The organism is Parabacteroides sp. An277 (assembly GCF_002159645.1).
Taxonomy (GTDB): Bacteria; Bacteroidota; Bacteroidia; order Bacteroidales; family Tannerellaceae; genus Parabacteroides.
Map to the genome: position 1 here is coordinate 44,076 of NZ_NFJB01000022.1, position 17,897 is coordinate 61,972.

A 17,897-nucleotide genomic window follows, 5' to 3' on the forward strand; every position below is an offset into this window, starting at 1 on the left:
AGTTATTATTTTTTCATTTTTAGTTCAATAGCTTTCGTTAAAGGATTCCCTTTTGGCAATGTTTCAATGTACTTATGAATCTCATCGCTTAACCTTATCATCCTTACAAAGAACACATTTGCCTTGGGGTCAATGTTTTCTGTCTTTATATTACTAAACAAGAGTTTAAGTCTATCTACTTTGTCACTAATCAAAAGATTTTCCTCATCGGCATTAAGAATCATCCAACAAGTCTCAGACTTGGGGTCTTGTCTAAGTTTCTCATTTATCAAACGAATAATCATTTCCTTTTCTGAGTCCTCGCAAGCGTTGATTATCTCAGGCAATTCTCGTTTCATCATCTGATTTATTTGAAGGCTACATAATCTTCGGAATAACAGCATGGCCTTATTTGTAATCAACGAAGCTATCGGCTTCTCATTTTTCAAAGCGTCTCGTGCTACCCAGAAGTAGTTTTGTAGATTTACATTTTTTAATGACGGTTCTGAGCTTAGCCACTGTTTCAAGTAGTCTGATGACCAGTTGTCTTTCCATTGTGGATTTTGAATTCCATTTTCAGTCTTTGCTTCTTGCTCAACATCGCCCAATGGCAAAACGCCTCTATTAGCATTTTGAAGTTTATAAAGTTCTTCAAAACGAGAATTATACAAGGTGTTGTACTCCAGTACCATTAGTTTGGTTAATACTTCAGGGCGTATATCTGTAAAACCTGCTACCTCCGCTAATTCTTGACGTACATACAAGGTATTAAGGAATCGTTTGAGTTGTCTCGGATTTCCGTTTAAGAATTGCTTTATAAGCGGAACAGTTGGTAAACGGTATTCAACATCTTGAAAATTTACATTTTCAATACTTGATTTTATGTCATCAATATTATATTTTGAATGTTTGTCCGTCTTTCTAAAGTCCAGGTATTTCTGATGAATTTCATCGAATTGAAATTTATTTAAGTGATTTTTACACAAAAGGAGCGTGATATAAGTCTCTTGCTCATTGTCTGACAAGCGTGGCAGTTTGTATGGCAACTGGATGAGTTTCTCTAAATAATCAGAAAATGGGCTGGATATATCCTCTTTCTTCATTTGAATAGGATAATGCTGACTAATGGCATATTCAATAATACGTTCATCTGCACCTATAACAAAAGCTGTTTTCTTTACATTTACAAATAATTTGACAGCTTCCAAACACCCAATGATTCTTTTAGGATCACATCTATCCAAATCATCAATATAAACAATTACAGCTTTATAGCCCATATCTTCAACTAATTCTTCAAAGAGTTCTCTGAAGGTTGCTATAAATTTCGATGTATTGCCTTTGGTTACATCTTCAAGTAGATTATTGTATTTGTCCTTACCTATTATGTTATCAACATCTTCCTTTGTAGGCAACCATTTCTTTAGCCAATCTGGTGTAAGATTCTCATAGGCTTTCTTCAAAATGAATACACCAACTTTCAAAAAGTTTATTCTTGCAAGAAAATCATCTACTCGTTCAAATACATCTTTTCGTTCATTAATGTCTTTGTCAAGTGCTTCTAATATGCTTTCTATCATTGTCAGTTTTGTCGAGTCATAGCTCTCAAACTGCCAACTATTAAAACACACTTGAAGTATTATGGGACTGTGATGCTCATTTTGTTTAGTTTGTTTGGACTTCTCATGCTCTTTTTGTTGAGAATTCTCCCATTCTCGAAGTGACTGCTGAAGTAATAACATCAAACTACTTTTTCCAGAACCCCAATTCCCAAAAACTCCGATGGAGATTGGCAACATAGCGTCATTTAAGATTATTTTTTTGAGTAAATCTGCATGGACTTGATAACCAAGCAAATCTTGCGTTGTTTCATTATCTGACCACATACTTATTCAACTTTAGTGTACACGATTTTAGTTTCCAAGCAGGGGCGTAAATCTAAATCGTAATAGCCCATGAGATAGAAATTACGGCCAATGTTTTGATAGATGTGCAAACCACGGTCGAGAGAGATATTCCATCCGTTGTTCGTGATGATATATCGGGCATGAATTAAATCCGAGAAGGTGTACTCAAAATCAATGCCAGTATCTTGTAGGACTGCTTTAAGTTGCTCAAGCCCATCTTGGATTTTTTGTGTTTCATCAATTGTTTCGCCCATTTTGGTGATAAGTGTTATCTTCTTGCAATCGCCTACCTTTACAATGGTTTCTGCAAAACGGGTTAGATTTTGCATTTGGTACCCATGTGAAAGGTAGGGCTCTTGCAGTTCGATGACCTTAGCTCCTTCTAGATATTCTGCAAAAAGCTTGTCATAGCTATAACCTGTATCCCCATAACGGATAGACAATGCTTTTGGCTTTGGACCTTGTGATTCATTTTCCTGATGTTCCACTTGGGGTGCGGCGGTTTTTGTTTCAATAGGACGTGGACCACTGGTTTGTGGTCCAGTTTCCATCTTTATATATCCAGTCTTCCTTGGGTCCTGAGTAGCCATGGAATCCTTACTTTCCGGACACCATACTACGACTTTTTGTCCCTCCTTGTTGATATATGACATATTGATGCGGGCGTACTCTTCATCAGGTTTACGCTTATTCAACTGTTCTTTCACGCGACGGCGTCCTTCGAGAGCATAAGCCACAATCTCATCAAATTCTTCAGGTGTGGGTTCGCCTATAGGATAAATGAGCTTCAAGAAGCCAAGGACGGTCTTTTGGAGCGCACGGCTATCACGACCTTCCACGTTATCACCCACTTTGAGGTATTTGTTCAGTATGGGCAGGTAGTCGCTGTTGTGGTCGAAAAGGTAGTGCATGATTTCAGACAGGTAATCAGAAATCATACCGTAGTTATTGTTGTAGGCAGAGTCATCAATTTTAGGTACTTCCCAGCCGGGGATGTAGTTGTAGAATCGGTCTATGACGGCAAAATCAAAAGCTTTAGGCAAGGTGGCCAACAGATCATGGTCATAGCTGTTTATGATGGTTGGAATGTTTAAGTCGAAATTGCCGACAAAAGCAAAACTGGCTTGACCTGTCACCTCCTGTCCTCGGCTAAAGCGCCCATTGGCCATATAATCTTTCATGATTTGAATGGTATCAGCATCCTTTATCTTCATGTTGGCAACTTCATCGAAAGCCACAGTGTCCCAAAAACCGACTGCACCCACTTGTTTGCGCTGATTGTTGTAAAGCAGTGTGGCGGTACTGGCTTGGCCACCAGACAACAAGGTGGAATAAGGAGAAAACTCAGAGTAGAAATAGGACTTACCTGTACTTCGTCCTCCCAGTTCTATGCTATTGTAGTTGTTTTGTACAAGGGGAATGAATCTTGCTAAAATATGAAATTTCAACCGTTTGCCATCTTTATCTCCTTTTAGGGAGCGACTACGTTCAGCCAGCCAGTCCGGATTGATGCCGATGCTGCGTATCAATACATCTATCCATTCATCGGTGGTAAAGCCTTTACGGCCTTCAAACAATTTTTGTTCGTCAAAACGTGCTATTTGAATCGGACGCAAGTCTTCCACATAGAAGGCATAGTCGTCTTCTTGCACTTCATTATAAGCCAACGTCACTTCTGCCCAGATACCGCTTTCGAGCAGTTTTTCGTTTTTCTGGTAAAATTGCGGATTGATGGCTATCCGCTTCGAACCGAAATTTTCCATTTCTGCCCAATAGCGTTTTTCGCGTTCCACATACTTTACGTGAATCTTATCAATAAACTTGTGACGCTTCTTTTGTTCCACGATTGCTTGAGCTTTATTGCTTTCATCGGGTTTAACATAGTTCTTCTCGATGATTTGCAATACTGCCTTTTTCCCTTCCTCTATTTCATCCGGGTCATCCGAAGCACAATAGCGCGACAAGAGAAATTCCAGCACGAAAGAAGGCACGTTCACTGTCTGTTTGATTTCGTGCAACAAATCCTTTCGCACCACCTTCCCTGGGAAGTATTTATTGAGCTTTATATCTAATTTGTCCATGGTTTAAAAGTCGAATTCTGTTTGCAATTGAATAGAAGCCAATGTGGCATTGGTATCGGGGTCAAGTGCCATCACGATGATATTGCCTTCGATGCCTTCGTCAATCTCTATAGGCTGTTTACACTTTTCACACTCACTTGGAATGGAAATCAAGCCTGTCATCTCGTTATAGAATGTCGATTCCACGACACGTCCCACTTCCTTACCAGAGGTATCAGTCACTACCATTTTGACAATACAAAGTTCGGGGCGAAAGAGTGAGTCTACTCCACTAAAATTCAATTCGATAAGCGGACGGTTGACACGTACAATGCCGTCCTTCTTTCCTTTGTAGGTCAAATCAAGGCGGAAAGCCTCTTTCGCACGCTCTTCGGTCAATTGAACGGTCAGGATGGGAACAATGTTTTCTTGTAGCGACAGACCTTCATGAAAGTAGATTTTGTTCTTTTCGTAGATGCCATATTGCTTGGCAAATGCAAAACGGTAGACTTGACTGTGCACTCCTATATGTTCGGGTGTGTAGAGCCAGGATGTTTCGTTCCCATTCAGATTGCCGGCTTGACTGCGGCGTTCATTCATGACGCTGGTGCCCACAGGCTTGCCCATATTGTCTCCCGCTTGGTATTTGGGTTGTATCATATAGCCATGGTCAGCCATGATGAGTACTGTATCGAAACCCAGGTTCTTGCATGCACGGATGCATTTGGTGAGCAATCGCATTTCGCTTTCCATTTCCGCATAGCCTACGCTATTGAGATTTTCACCCGCCGCATCAATGGATTGACTGCGGATGATGAGCAGGTTCACATCGGAAGGTACATTGGCCGACAGGAATTCTTCTGACTTCACATCCATCAGCCTTACGTGTGCAGGAACTTTGCTTTCAATGTAACTGATTCGATCTACCGGCAATTCCACTTTCTTTCCTTCAAGATAAGGCTGTAGTTTGCCGTCTTCTACAACTAATTCCAGTGCAGACGCTGCTTCTGGCAGCAAGGCAGCCATGCCAAACCGGGTGACTGTGGGCACGTATGCAGCCGAAGGCTTGATTCTGACCGTATAACTGTTTTCCAAACTTAGAGCCAAACCTTTACCCATCTCGTAACGGAAAGCGTCGGCAAAGATAAGGACTATGCGTTTGTGGACTGTCAATAGTGGAGCGACTTCCTTATCCCATACTTGGATATTCCGGCAGATACCCGTAATGGGGTATCCTTCTTGTTCTATGAGTTTCTGATAACGGCTCTGTACTTGTTCGGTAAAGCTTCGATAGTTACGGTAAACGAATTGTGCCAATTCGTTGATCTGTGGCGTATCTTCATCCGAGCCGGTGAGTAGGGTCTGGAAACGGCGGAACGCATGATCCACTTTATAGCCTTCTTCACTGTACCACAGAACGATTTCGTTCAGATTGTGTAAATCACCCATGGGTTGGCGGATGCTTTGCATCATCCGTTCACACTGGTCTGTCAGATTCCAGAACAATGCCACGCCGGCATCTGCCTGATACCACACGTTTTTCTTGTTTTTTGCTATCAACAGCGTAGCTTCGTCGTATTCGCCTTTATGCAGGTAGTCCAAATAGAGGTTATACTCTACCTTATTCTCAAAAGCAAACGTCACAATTTTGCCCAAATCGATAGCATCGGCAAACAAGGCATCAAGATGCAAACGGCTGGTGATGGCTTTGGCTTGCTCCACATAATCCTCACGAAGGTCTGTGCGGTTGCGGATGTTTTGACAGAGATTGTGGATGCTCTCCATGTTCTCTTTCGGACATTTGGCTACCGTGTGGAGCGCTGCAGGCAGGTTGCCGGGCAAGTCATGCGCAAATTCGCTGAAGAGCAAGTATTGCCACAGTTTCTGCTTGACATCCTTCAGCGTAGTTCCGGTGCTGTCCAATCTGGGCAAATGGTTTTCGCCGAAGCTCTTCCATTCACTCATCCATGCCGTGCCTTTTGTTTCAGAAAGCGCCAGGAGGTTCAACGTAATCTCCACCATGCTCTTACCTCCGGTAAGTGTTTCCAGTTCAGGATAGTTTACCCCTTCTTGCAGGGCATTGATATTGGCAAAACTGGCGGTACCGTTTTTGGCAAGCTCATCGATGGCCTCTGCTTTTCCCGGTAGGAAGCTCTTGCAGAGATTGATATAATCATCGTTAGGTCCGACGGGAAAACGTGCGCCAACTTGTGTGATTCCGATGAAGGGGTCGAGCACACGTTCTTTGTCGTTCTTGGGAAGCTTTTCCCGACGATAGATGAGCATGCGCGCGTCTTCGTTTTGTACCAATTCATTCATCCAGCAGTCACATGCCGCCTCTCTGTTTTCAATCAACTTCCGGGTGGTGTCGATAACCCGTACACCCCGTTCAGCCACCAAAGGCAAAAGCGGATAGTATTTGCCCTCGGGATCATAAACCGTCAGGATGGGATGTTCCTTGCTGGTCTTGCCAATCCAAACATCTATGATGTGTCCTTGTATATCCATAATGGTAGAATTATTCAAAATCTATCGATTGTTGTGTAGGCTCTTCACTGCGTTTTTTTCTTGATTTCTTTTCCTTGGGCTTGTTTTCGCAAAGTTCTTCCAGACCATGTGTGAGAGCCATACACCAGTCTTTTTTGGCCTTATCCCGGATGCGGTCCGGATAGAGTGCGTATGCCAGATGACTCCAGTCATATTCGCCTTTCTGTAAGGCTTCCCAATTGCTTAGGCATTCTCTTTTCCATCCGTTATGGCGGAATACGTTGCGCAGAGGAGCTGCCGTGACAGGCACACCATCGTCGTGATTGGGCTTGTAAGGAAGGTCGTTCACCCGTTGGAGTTCTGCTTCCAATGCTTGCATGTCGCCCAGCAAGTTTAGCAAAGCCGCTTCGCGTTTCTTGTCATTGGCCAGTTGGGTAGCAGTCAGGTCACTTTGTGCAGCAGTGTGCTCTTTGCTCAAAAGCAGCAGCAGGTGGGGCAATGTTTGGTCGCTCAGTTTGGGATAATATACCCAAAGGGTGACTTCACCATCGGGCGACGAAACCGACCAGTAGATGGGTGCCTTTCGGCGGCTTTTGGTATAGCGTTTGAAGTGATAGTCGAAGAAGCCGTTGGGAGATTCCAAATAGGTTTGCAGGCTGTCTGTGCCTATCAGTTGGCAGAGTTCGCTTTCCATCTCGTCCGCATCGCTTTGCCAGAGCCTGTGCATCACTTCCTGCACCCGTTTTACCAGGCTGTCGGGATGACGATCGTCACCCATCAAGATGCCGTCGGCAGGAAGGGAAAGCGGATAAGCCTGTGCTTCTTCGGCTTTCAGTGCAACCACAGGCATGAAAGGCAGCGGGTCGAACACATCGCTAAAGGGAGGTATGCTATCTGGCTGGGCGGCATAGCGAATGTTCCATCTGCCGAATGCCATGCCCACCAACTCCATGACCATCTCTTGTGCCATCACTTGCTTGTTGATGACATTGCCACTGCTGGCACCGTCTATGGAAAGCAGTTCTTCGTAAGGGCGGCGGCTTTTATAGGCGTTCAGGGTTGTCCTAAAGTCGCTGTCTGCTTCAATGTCTGCCAAGTCCATCCACAAGTCATCGTTTTGCTTTACCAGCTCTTGGTAGCGACGATAGTCGGCGGTAAGCTTTTCTTGAAGCCGGTCCAGACTTTCTCCGATATGGTGGCTACCCATGACTTGGGCTATCAAACCATGATATTCCAGATTGGTTTCATCTAAACTGAACCACCACCGTTTGATGTCAATGATTTCAGTGATAATTCGCTCGATGTCGGACTGGCTGGTGGCGTAGTCGGGCATGGGAAGAAGATTGACATATCCAGCTTGTTTATGGTCTCCACAATACAAATTAACAGTAAACTGAGAGTATATAGAATTGATAAAACTAAGTAAAGCTATAGCATTATTTGTTCCTATTTTAGGGATAGCCAACCCTTCTGAGGTAAAATTGAAGCCTCTTTTTAATATATGAGCATCAATAATTTGTCCTCGTTTCCCAAATCCAACACCTTGTTGGAAATGATATGACAAATTCCTAATATTTGTTTGTTTATCAGCATTGATTATATCTTCGTTATAAAAAACAACATCTCGATATGTATAATAAAAAAGATTATAATTTCCACCATTATATAAATGATTATAATGTGACTTTGAATTTATTTCATAGAATAATCTTGGATGTTTTTCCGCAACAAAATCCATACCCTTTCTTGCTATCATTCCACGAGTTTCAATATTTTCATTAGTAAATAGTCTCAATATGTCAGGAGCAAAATAGTAGCCGATTATGCTATTGGGTAGATTTATAAAATTAGAAGATCTGCAGATGTATATTTTATCTTTTCTTTTTCCACATGTATAAGATTTTAATGCTTCAGCTTTAATTGCAAAATTCTCATCTAAGACATCAATAAATACTCCTTTACTATTAGAAGGTTGTTTTGACAGCACCAAAGTAGATGTCTCTACATTTGCATCAAGAACATTCCACCCCGTATCTGCACAAGCTGAAATATAGCCGCAAATATTCTTTTTCCGGAAAGGTTCGTAGGAGGATTTGATGAGCACCGTGCGGTCGAAGATAGCCCCCACCAATCCGTTGTTGACCAATAATTCCTGCATACGGTCGAAGAAAGCGCAAACCAGATTCTTGCACCAACAGGAATAATGCGCATCCAAATAAGGAATCGTGCTCTCCGAGCCTTCCCCAAACGGTGGGTTCATCAGAATCACATCGTATCGCTTCTGGCACAACTCAATAAAGGCAAAGCCACGCACGGCATCGTTGGCAAACAAGGTGTTTTCGTAGCCTTCTTCTTCCGAAAGACGGGAAGAGACGGTGCGCAATGCTTCTTGCAATCTCTCCACCACCGTAGCGAAAAAGGCGGCTTTGACTTCCTTCTTGCCAAGCTTTGCCACCTTCTTGTTGGCGGCATCGATTTCAGCCTTCTTCTCCTCAGAATCGAACAGATTGACAGTCTTGATGACATTCACTTTGCTCCAATTCTTGCGCAAGTCTTCAATTTCCTCCTCAATATCCTGCTCCATCTTGATAAGCAACCCGGCTTCGCCCGCATATTGCATCTTCTCCCATATCTTGACAAGCAAACGCTGCATGGGCTTGTCGAGCTGTTCGGTAAGCTGTTTGAGCATCCGTTTGTTGCCCGGCATCGGTTCAGCCAATACCAGATTGGAACGTTCGATGACTGGACGTTCTTCACGGGGCACACCCAAATTGCTCCAAGATTGTTGTGCGCGAAGCCACAGGGAAAGGGCGGCAATCTGCAGGGCGCGAGGGTCAATCTCCACGCCATGGATATTGTTTTCCAATATCAGCTTGGGCACCAAGCGGGCAAACGACTCGCGCGTTTCCGTGTAACGGTACTGCGACAGCAGTTCGGGCTGGTTGTCCCATGCATCCATGTAGATGGCTTCTATCACATCGAAAGTGTAAAGGCCAAAGTGCATGGAACCGCAAGCCGGATCGAGCATCAACAGTTCGGTGGGTTCCTTGATGGGGCGAGGTGTCAGCACTTCATCGGGACGGTGAATCAGGTATTGGCATAGCTCCACGATGCGGGTTTGCCCACCGGTCATCTCATACCAGATGCGACCCAATGAGTTGTCGGTAAGGAAGCGCACCACATAGTCGGGCGTAAAAAACTGGTTGCGTACCGCCATCTCACGGCTGTTGCGTGGGCGGTTGCTTTCTTCGCGCATTTTGCGGCGTTCCTCCAAGGAGTTGTAGTACTGATATATCCAGCCCAAGGTTTCATCTTCCTTCCAAAAGTCCACCGTCTCATCCGTCGGCTCATCATAAAAAGCCGTGAGATTCTCATTGTTTATCAATTCAAAGAGCTTGATCAGCGTGGTTTCGTCCGGCCACATCAGTCCGTAGGGTGAATAGCGGTCGAATACAGCAGGAAGTTCGATGGACAGTTCGTCGCAGAGTGACTGGATATACCAGCGGTAACGCTCATAGCGAGAACCGGTGGCTCCTTGTCCGGTTACCATGTCATAGCTTACAAAGCCTGCCGAATCGTAACCTTCGCCAATGGAAGGCATGACCAATTCACGTTCTTCACACATGCGTATCGCACAAAAGCGGTTCAATATCGTGAAGGCTTGTTCGGCAATGAGCTGTTGCACCGCCTTCTTATCAATATCCGTACTGTTTGCCGGAAGACTATTTTTGATGTATTGCAAACGGCCACGAAGCATACGGGCACGATAAATAATGTCTGCATCCTCGGTGGTCAGTTGGCCGACAGGTATCACACGTCCATCGGCCCAAATGCCATAATGCTGTTGCAGGGAGGATGTAATGTTGTTTGTGAGCAATGTTTTTACGTTGCTCACAAACTGCATCAATATTTTGCGTCCTGATGTGGAAATCATATTCGTTTGTTTTTTTAATCAATAAAAGAGAGAGCAATAGACACACCCTCATCCATCTGAGGCAGCAAGCTCGTCAACTCGTCAATGAGGGATTCTACATCCTGACGTTGGGTCAGGCGGTGCTTGATCCGGCGGTGTATGACGGTTGCAGTCGGTTCTTTTGCATTCGTCGTATCTCCGGTAGAATCCTTATTTCCGTTGTTATTGTTGGAGTCGTGGTTCGTGCCAGTGTTTCCATTCTGATTGTCTTCCACCAACTGTTTCACCTTGCCTTCGATGCTATCGTATAGGCCTAAAGGGGCATAGAAAGCCGTAAACTGGTTGCACATTTCCTGCAAGCGGTCGAGTGTGCAGCCTTCTTGGATAGAGACTCTGCTCATCAAGACTTCTATGCTTTGTCTCTGCTCTTCTTTCAGAGAACGGAAACCTGCCGTAGCACGGATCTCATCGTTCTTTTGGTTGATGCAGTGGGTGGCTTCCGTATAGAAGTGAGTACAAGCCTGCTCAATCTCGCTGTCTATGCGTGAAGCCAGGTCGGCATACTCAGCAGTATGGTCGAAGCAATTCGGATCAAGCATAAGGTCGTTGAAAGCCTGCTCGTCTTCTCCCAATTTATTCTTTAAGTCCTCCAGCATGGGCAATTGCGGCAAGCGTTGGGCATCGTTCAATCGCTTCTCAATTTTCTTGATGGAAGTGAGCAGCCTGCCTTGCCCCTCCGCCTTGAGCACCTGATTGACAAAACGCAATGCGTCGGCACAAACATCGTCTTTGGCAAAGAGATAAGGCGCTTCCGCTCCTTCCGATTCGATGATTTTAACCAAATAATTCACGGCTTGACAAACAATGGTTGTCCTTGCCATTTTCAGCTTTTCAAAGGTATCTTTTAGCTGTTCCACCTTTGTCCGACGCTGTGTGGCAATCTTTAACGCTACTTTGGCTATGCTAGCAGGAATCGGTAATAACCCTTGTGGATTATATAATTCTTTCAGTGTAGTCACAGCCTTCATCATTTCGGCAGGTTTTAAGTGCGCATCAGTATTGAGTGAAAGACCAAGGTGGCTGAACGAGGTGTTATTTTTCATAGCCTCAGCAGCATTCTTGGTGAACATTTTAAATGACTGAGCACCACTTCTTACCACAATCATACCCGCCTTTAACATCAATGCCACCAGGTAACGAATGGTATCTTTACTCCAACCGTACTTGGCGCGGCTAAAACAATCAGCCAGTTGTCCACCATTGGCATCGTCGTGCGAAGCGATGTAATCCTTTATCTCAGCGAGTGCGGCATGATTGGTATCTATCACTCCATCGTCGCGTACAATGCCAAACGGGTTGAGTGAAGCAGGTAGTGTGGAGGCGTCATCATAAGCCAACAAATCACTGATGACCGAAGTCGGCATGCTACGGGGAGCTAAAGGATATTTATCATAAACCTGCTCGGCAAAGTTCTTCAAGGCATGTGTCTTGTAGGTTTCGCCATTCACGGATGTGGGCGAACCTTTGCAAATGGTTTCACTATTATTCTGTGATTGACGCAGAATGCGCATAATCTCCTGACGGTTCTTATCGGCATCCGCTTGTTGGGCACGCAGATAATCCTGAATTTCCTTATTGACATCGTGCCGGTGATTATTGCAGATGGTTTCGTCTTTCACCACATCAATCAGCAAGAGTTCAATATCCTGTGGCAAAGTGCACACCCAGAATAAGGTTTGTTTGTTTTCTACCTTAGTACTTTCGGTGAGAAGAGTATTGTGTACTTTCTCAAAGTCGCCGGCATCTACGAAACGAACATTCAGCTTAATGTCTCCGCCTTGAATCAACACCGGATTCTGTCTGCCACGGCATAATTCCACGGTTGCACTGACGGTTTTGGAACCATAAATGCTCACAGAAGGGGCTGGAGACAGGATGTCAAGAACCAACTCTTTCAATACTTTAAATTTATCCGCATCGGTTGCATTTATCCTGGAACGTTCGTCTTGTACGGTAAGGATGGCGTTGGTCATAAAGCGGAAGCAACCGTCTATTTCTTGAAGCGTAACACCGGCAGTATCTTTAATCTCGTCGAGCAAAGCACGAAGTTCAGGCTTGTTCAAAGGATGAGCGACCTGCTGGAACAGCAAGGAACAGAGATTATCGAACGACAGGTTGAAATCGTCCAATAGTTGCATGATGGCAATTGTCTTGCATGCCTTTACCGCCAGCGGATTGCTTCCATAGAGTTCGATGGCCTTTTTGGCTGAAATCACAATTTCACGGAAATCTTGGTTCTTCTCCATATAAGAATGAAGGGCATCATAGAATAAATCCGGTGTGGCCATCTTGCCAATGGCACATTCTGCCAAATGACCGTCTACCAGCAAATCTCGAATCAATCGGATGACTGAACGCAGACCGGAGCCACCGCTTCTGCTTGCCAACTTCTGAAGAAGCGCCAACAAGATGTCGATATGAACCGGCAAGAAAGGATAGAGATTTGCAAACAATTCACTTGTTAGTGGCTTCATATAGATAGAGTGCTCCATATTGGTCAGTCGCGTTTCTAACTTAATGGATGCTTCATTGCGCTGGAAGAGGTCTGTCAAATACTCTTTCCCCTTCAGCGACTTACCCAGCAGTCGCTTCGTGATAATTTCCTTAATATCATCCGCTTCAATATCCACTTTAATGGGGAAGCGGTCGTTGAGCTTAAAGAGCTTATCCGAGTTTATCTGGGCTTGAGGATTGTCTTCTGTCAAAGTCTGTTGAGCGGTAGCGATAAGCCATACATTGCCTTTGAACTGCGATTTCAGAATCTGCATGGTACCTTGCATGCTACGGATTAAGTCCTCACTGCCCCCTATGTATTGACCGACTTCATCAAGCACATAGATGATGCGTTCTTTGCCATATTTTTGCTTGACCAATGAGCATAGCCGTTTGAAACGGTCTGTTTCGTTTTCGACGGATTCCACTTTGATGGAATTATATTCTTCCGGTGAAGAGAAATATTCAGGCAGGATGGTTGGCGCAAATTTAGCGGCATATTTATTGGCAATCAATTTCTTTGATTGAATGACCTCCCAATCCTTTCCTTCTTCTTTCACCATTTCGCAAAACCGATCATATTTGCCCTCTTCCTGAAGGATGGAAATGAAATCCATCAATTTGGGGTCAGTTGCTTTGATTCCGATGAGCTTCAACGTTTCGTAATACATGATGTCGCTCACAGTAGATGTGATACCGGCTGTAGCTTCGGTGGTAAGATCTATCATGATAACCAAGGGATCGTATTTTTGAATGACTGCCCGATGCAATGTTTTAAGCGCATTGTCCTCAATGCGGTTCATCAGCTTTTCACCAAAGCTGATGCCATCTACCATTAAAGACTGTTGGAAAGAATATCCCAAATACTTTGCAAATGAGCTTTTGCCTGAACCGTAGAATCCGGATACCCAAACACCCACTTCATTGGAAGAATCACGAAACGCCGACTCAAGTTCTTCGATAACCTTTTCATAATTATCGTGCAACTTTTCGGTCACTACATATTCATTTATCTCGTTTTTCAGATTTTCCTCACTATTATCAGCGAAAGTGACCACACTTTCTATGCGGCGACTGATGTCTTTGGACGAATCAAAAAGTTCCTTTATGGTATTCATGTTTTAGAAGTTTTTAGAACGATAGCTACCGTCCATTGGGTAAATATTTAAAAATGTTCTGGCAATGCCTTGAGCACTCCCGGGATATAAGATTAAGATAGGAAGGTCGATTTTATTGTATATCAATTGCTCGATACGACCTATCTTATCATAAGGATGAAGAAGCTCAAGGTCTTTGAGTATAAGTAAAGGATGAGCGGTAGCCATCATTTCTTGTTGAGCTGAAAGAATGGCATCGGCTACGACCGAATTGTCCAGAATCTCTTGTCGGATGCTTTCGTATAAATCAAATTCATTCGTTTCGTCAATCCACACCTCATTGTAATATTCATGATCATGAATATACTTTTGAAGGATTTCGCCAACCGAAAACACTTTCACATCTGCAAAACCGTGAAATTTAGCTTTGGGGATCAAATGAAGGGGAATCATACGATATACTTCCATTGCATCTTCCACATCATAATTCACGTAGCAGATGGGACGGTCGCCTGTCGGATTAAGTATGTCCGGACGGCTTAAATAAGTAAGAGCTTCCTCAAATTTATGTTCATATAGCTGCATTGATAAACTCCTCCATTGATTTATAATTCCACGAAATAGTAAGCAGTTCACCTGATGTCTGAGCTATATAGGCTCCTTTGAGACTGAGATTCATGATTCGCTCTAGCACCTGATGATGGGATAGATTGAAGAGATTCCATTCTTCCATGTCCCAAATTGCCATATCAGATAACCCGGCAAAATGTTGCTCATACATCAGATAAAGAATGGTAAAGTCATTCACTTCATAGGGTAGAATCTTGCCTTCTCGATCAATCATTTCATAATCGATAAGGCAGGAACGTACATAAGATGCGCTTCGTTTCTGTACAGACTCGCTCCACTTGACCTTGCCCTCTTCAACCAACCCACTGATATATTTTGAGACTGACTCTTTCTTCATTATGCACAAGCCATCATTTTTACATGGATTTAAGACATTCGTTACGACATCGAAAAACACAGCATTTTCGCGGGCGCAGTAAATCATCAAAAGCTGGGTAAAATGTTTCAATGACAATCCACGCTCGCGTATCTGTTTGAGCCAAATGGGCACATCTGGATTGACTTTCATAAATCGTTGGTAAAAGACATCGTAGATGATATGTACCAGTCTGCTTTCGGTTTTACATGACAAGCAATTTATATCTTTTACATATTTAATGAGTGCATCCTTGTCCATTCCCTTTTGGTAAACAGAGAGTAGGGACAATATCTCATTAATCATGCCAGTGCCATGAGTGAGTTGGGTTGTGTATTTAAGATTTCTCATCAGTTGAAATAAGGATAACAGCTACTACTGTTGGTGAATAAATTAGCATAATGACAGGCCATCACTCTTAGTGAATTGTCGATATTGTCAGTCATTCGTCCAATATATACGACATCAAGCACCGGGTCACATACGATTGTGGCCATTGACCGGATAAAGTCAAGAGGTTTCATACCTAAGTCAATGTCTTCATATAGGTGCTTCTTGAGATAGGCATATACTTCTTCTTCTACCTGAATGGGACACTTGAACAGGCTATACATTTCTTTAGGTATAAACTTTTCATGTGTCTTTTGGACTATATTAATCATCAGGTTGTAAAAAGCCAAATTGGAAGTTTTCGGGAAAAGATAGGCCATGTATTCCTTTGTTGCATTATCTTCCAAGCAAGGCCAAAGCCCCTTGTCACATCCTGCTTTATAAACAGCAAATCGCAGTTTAAGTAGATTGATTATATCTGAATTGTTCATATTACTCTTATTGTTTACTGGTAGGTATAAGCAAATCTCGAATGTCTGCTTCAAGTAGCTTTGCCACTTCCGCTAATGTTTCTATGGATGGCTGTGATGTATTGGTACACCACTTGCTAATTGTTGCAGGGTCTTTGCCCATTTTTTCAGCTAGCCATTTTGCTGTCCTTTTTTTCTCAACGAGCACCACTTTTAGCCTATTTAATTCTGCCATAATAATAAATTGTTTGAACTAAAACGCAAAGATAAAACATTATAATGACAATTTGCGATTCTTCGCTCATTATTTTACCAATTAAAGAATAAATGTTTACCTGTTTTTACTGACGAACTAATCTGTTCATGATATAACCATATTATCAGATACGATTAGGTTTTATGGAAAGTTAACAGAAGTCATTACTACTAAGAGAAGCGGCAAGGCTGTATTTCACCCTACTCAGTTGTTTCTCATAACGACAATGGATTGGAAACATATTTCAAAATGATAACTTGTAAGGTGGCTTTACAGAACATAGACTTTGCTTACCAACGCATCCGGTTTTCTTCGTGTTTCCAACACCAAGCAAAGCTCTGCTGACTGGCTATTGCAACTGAGGAGGGTATTCCAATCCGTTGCCATAGAGAGAAGCTGCAAGACTCCGCTACATTCCATTTCGCAGGCTCTCACAATGGCAACGGTCATTGGAAAACAGATTAGGTTTGGACGCTATCCTATAAAATAGGACTTGCTTTATGGAGTTTTTCTTAGCCTCCTTTGGACATCTTGGCCGGGTACGTTTTACCGTGCAAAACTACTGCGGACGGGAGAAATGTCAAGTACCGCTATGGGCTTTCGGCTGGAGGGCTTGACGGAAGCCTTCCGCAAATTTTCTCCTCCCTCCAAAATTGGGGTATTCCGTCCGCACTCTCCGGCCTCATACTTGCCTTATTCTCCCTTGTGTCCCCAGTGGCTATTTGCACGTAAAACGGTCTTCCCGACCAAGAAGCTCAATGGAGCTTCACAAAAGGGAAAAGTATCAGATTTCATAACTCTTAAACACAAGGAATTATGCGGACAAGAAGAATGACTATCGAGCAAGGCCGGAGAGTGGGCATAGGCCGCTTTCCCAACTTCCACAAGAGCAGAAGCGTCAGGGGCATGAAACGGCTATACTACGGCAAGGACTGCCTGTTGGTACGTTGTGGCAGCTACATCTACAATGTTTCCGCCGAGCCAAGAATTTACTATCAAGCAACCATCTAAAACTTTCAATTATGTATGAGATGGATTTTCCCGAATACGGGCAGCAATGCGAACTGGTCACACCATGGCGTGGCTACCATCGCGGAACGATTGTGGGCAGGATTGCAAAAGGCTTTATCGTGCAGTTCAGCAGCGGAGCAGAAATAGAAGTGTGTGACGATGAAATAGAATTTGACTGATATGTGCAGACTGATGACACCCCGGTTGGAGGAAGCCTTGGAAGACTATCCTCTTTATTCCCAAGACGGCAAGGGAAAAGAAGCTGTTTGCCGTGCTATCTTCGCTCTTGGAGCGGTTCGCTGGTTCATCCTCGAAGGTGAGAAAGAAGGGAACGACACCATCCTCTTTGGTATCGTGGTAGGACTTGCGGAGGACGAATACGGCTATATCTCTCTTAACGAGCTGTCGGAAGTGGAGCTTGACCTTACGGCACAAGGCTTGTGCAAGCTACAAGTAAGGCTACAGGAGAATTTTACTCCTACGCCGTTAAAGAACTTGCAGGACTTCCGCCTGCAACAGTTCTTAGCCAGATTTGAACATTAAAATAAACCGTCAGCCGTGGTGCAATCAACCGAATGCCACGGCTGACATAAACATCAGTAACCATGCGAACGAGAAACAAGATTATAAAAGAAGTCATACAATGTGCCGAGACAAACGGTTGGTATGTGGATGCAGAGAAGCATCAGGACAAGAATATCGTCATCTTTGAGTTTTCCCAATTCACGGGTCAGTAGATTTTTAGTGGGGATAGGCATATAGGTTTGCGATACGGAATAAGAAAAACTTCTTGTCTGCAACCCCTCTGAGGTTTGCTCTGAAGAGCTTGATTTTAGCGTTGAAAGACTC

General features: G+C 43.6%; 13 protein-coding genes. 4 read left to right on the plus strand and 9 right to left on the minus strand.

Going from position 1 to position 17,897, the window contains the following annotated elements; all coding sequences use genetic code 11:
* Positions 1 to 5: 5 nt before the first annotated feature.
* Genes B5F77_RS10100 through B5F77_RS10140 form a run of 9 tightly spaced genes read right to left on the minus strand, consistent with a single transcriptional unit; the run spans position 6 to position 16,016 of the window.
* The gene (locus B5F77_RS10100; protein WP_087330375.1) at positions 6 to 1,865 is read right to left on the minus strand and encodes a P-loop NTPase fold protein; all 1,860 of its coding nucleotides are present in this window, start codon (positions 1,863 to 1,865) and stop codon (positions 6 to 8) included.
* Positions 1,866 to 1,867: 2 nt separating this feature from the next.
* Entirely contained in the window at positions 1,868 to 3,967 is a 2,100-nt protein-coding gene (gene brxL / locus B5F77_RS10105) for a BREX system Lon protease-like protein BrxL (protein WP_087330377.1), read from the minus strand.
* Between the two features lie 3 nt (positions 3,968 to 3,970).
* Complete coding sequence (locus tag B5F77_RS10110) at positions 3,971 to 6,454, minus strand: PglZ domain-containing protein (RefSeq protein WP_087330379.1); 2,484 nt, start codon at positions 6,452 to 6,454, stop codon at positions 3,971 to 3,973.
* 10 nt (positions 6,455 to 6,464) lie between these two features.
* Positions 6,465 to 10,367, minus strand: coding sequence for a BREX-1 system adenine-specific DNA-methyltransferase PglX (pglX, locus tag B5F77_RS10115; RefSeq protein WP_087330381.1), 3,903 nt, complete (start codon positions 10,365 to 10,367; stop codon positions 6,465 to 6,467).
* A 14-nt stretch (positions 10,368 to 10,381) separates the two neighbouring features.
* Complete coding sequence (gene brxC, locus B5F77_RS15595; protein ID WP_140392864.1) at positions 10,382 to 14,017, minus strand: BREX system P-loop protein BrxC; 3,636 nt, start codon at positions 14,015 to 14,017, stop codon at positions 10,382 to 10,384.
* Between the two features lie 3 nt (positions 14,018 to 14,020).
* Positions 14,021 to 14,581, minus strand: a complete 561-nt coding sequence (locus tag B5F77_RS10125; RefSeq protein WP_087330383.1) for a DUF1788 domain-containing protein — start codon at positions 14,579 to 14,581, stop codon at positions 14,021 to 14,023.
* The gene (locus B5F77_RS10130; protein ID WP_087330385.1) at positions 14,568 to 15,332 is read right to left on the minus strand and encodes a BrxA family protein; all 765 of its coding nucleotides are present in this window, start codon (positions 15,330 to 15,332) and stop codon (positions 14,568 to 14,570) included. The genes B5F77_RS10125 and B5F77_RS10130 overlap by 14 nt, the downstream gene beginning before the upstream one ends.
* Positions 15,332 to 15,802 carry a BrxE family protein gene (locus tag B5F77_RS10135; RefSeq protein ID WP_087330387.1) on the minus strand — a complete coding sequence of 157 codons (471 nt, stop codon included), beginning with the start codon at positions 15,800 to 15,802 and terminating at the stop codon, positions 15,332 to 15,334. Before B5F77_RS10135 ends, B5F77_RS10130 begins: the two co-directional genes overlap by 1 nt.
* Positions 15,803 to 15,809: 7 nt before the next feature.
* Entirely contained in the window at positions 15,810 to 16,016 is a 207-nt protein-coding gene (locus tag B5F77_RS10140) for a helix-turn-helix transcriptional regulator (protein WP_087330389.1), read from the minus strand.
* A gap of 837 nt (positions 16,017 to 16,853) precedes the next feature.
* Between B5F77_RS10140 and B5F77_RS15990 the strand changes: the two genes are divergently transcribed.
* The 4 genes from B5F77_RS15990 to B5F77_RS16105 all read left to right on the plus strand — a co-directional run bounded on the left by B5F77_RS15990 (position 16,854) and on the right by B5F77_RS16105 (position 17,785).
* On the plus strand, positions 16,854 to 17,048 hold the full coding sequence (locus tag B5F77_RS15990; RefSeq protein ID WP_087330391.1) for a hypothetical protein: 195 nt from the start codon (positions 16,854 to 16,856) through the stop codon (positions 17,046 to 17,048).
* Between the two features lie 11 nt (positions 17,049 to 17,059).
* Positions 17,060 to 17,227, plus strand: coding sequence for a glyoxalase (locus tag B5F77_RS15995; RefSeq protein WP_140392865.1), 168 nt, complete (start codon positions 17,060 to 17,062; stop codon positions 17,225 to 17,227).
* A gap of 1 nt (position 17,228) precedes the next feature.
* Positions 17,229 to 17,591, plus strand: coding sequence for a hypothetical protein (locus B5F77_RS10160; RefSeq protein WP_087330393.1), 363 nt, complete (start codon positions 17,229 to 17,231; stop codon positions 17,589 to 17,591).
* 62 nt (positions 17,592 to 17,653) lie between these two features.
* Entirely contained in the window at positions 17,654 to 17,785 is a 132-nt protein-coding gene (locus B5F77_RS16105) for a hypothetical protein (protein WP_255377044.1), read from the plus strand.
* The last annotated feature ends 112 nt before the right edge of the window (positions 17,786 to 17,897 follow it).

What these genes read in the sequence shown, in the direction of transcription:
- B5F77_RS10140 (WP_087330389.1), bottom strand. Translation starts at nt 16,016, where the DNA reads ATGGCAGAATTAAATAGGCTAAAAGTGGTGCTCGTTGAGAAAAAAAGG.
- B5F77_RS10110 (WP_087330379.1), bottom strand. Translation starts at nt 6,454, where the DNA reads ATGGATATACAAGGACACATCATAGATGTTTGGATTGGCAAGACCAGC.
- B5F77_RS10130 (WP_087330385.1), bottom strand. Translation starts at nt 15,332, where the DNA reads ATGAGAAATCTTAAATACACAACCCAACTCACTCATGGCACTGGCATG.
- B5F77_RS16105 (WP_255377044.1), top strand. Translation starts at nt 17,654, where the DNA reads ATGCGAACGAGAAACAAGATTATAAAAGAAGTCATACAATGTGCCGAG.
- B5F77_RS15995 (WP_140392865.1), top strand. Translation starts at nt 17,060, where the DNA reads ATGTATGAGATGGATTTTCCCGAATACGGGCAGCAATGCGAACTGGTC.
- B5F77_RS15990 (WP_087330391.1), top strand. Translation starts at nt 16,854, where the DNA reads ATGCGGACAAGAAGAATGACTATCGAGCAAGGCCGGAGAGTGGGCATA.
- B5F77_RS10160 (WP_087330393.1), top strand. Translation starts at nt 17,229, where the DNA reads ATGTGCAGACTGATGACACCCCGGTTGGAGGAAGCCTTGGAAGACTAT.
- B5F77_RS10100 (WP_087330375.1), bottom strand. Translation starts at nt 1,865, where the DNA reads ATGTGGTCAGATAATGAAACAACGCAAGATTTGCTTGGTTATCAAGTC.
- B5F77_RS10135 (WP_087330387.1), bottom strand. Translation starts at nt 15,802, where the DNA reads ATGAACAATTCAGATATAATCAATCTACTTAAACTGCGATTTGCTGTT.
- brxL (WP_087330377.1), bottom strand. Translation starts at nt 3,967, where the DNA reads ATGGACAAATTAGATATAAAGCTCAATAAATACTTCCCAGGGAAGGTG.
- B5F77_RS10125 (WP_087330383.1), bottom strand. Translation starts at nt 14,581, where the DNA reads ATGCAGCTATATGAACATAAATTTGAGGAAGCTCTTACTTATTTAAGC.
- brxC (WP_140392864.1), bottom strand. Translation starts at nt 14,017, where the DNA reads ATGAATACCATAAAGGAACTTTTTGATTCGTCCAAAGACATCAGTCGC.
- pglX (WP_087330381.1), bottom strand. Translation starts at nt 10,367, where the DNA reads ATGATTTCCACATCAGGACGCAAAATATTGATGCAGTTTGTGAGCAAC.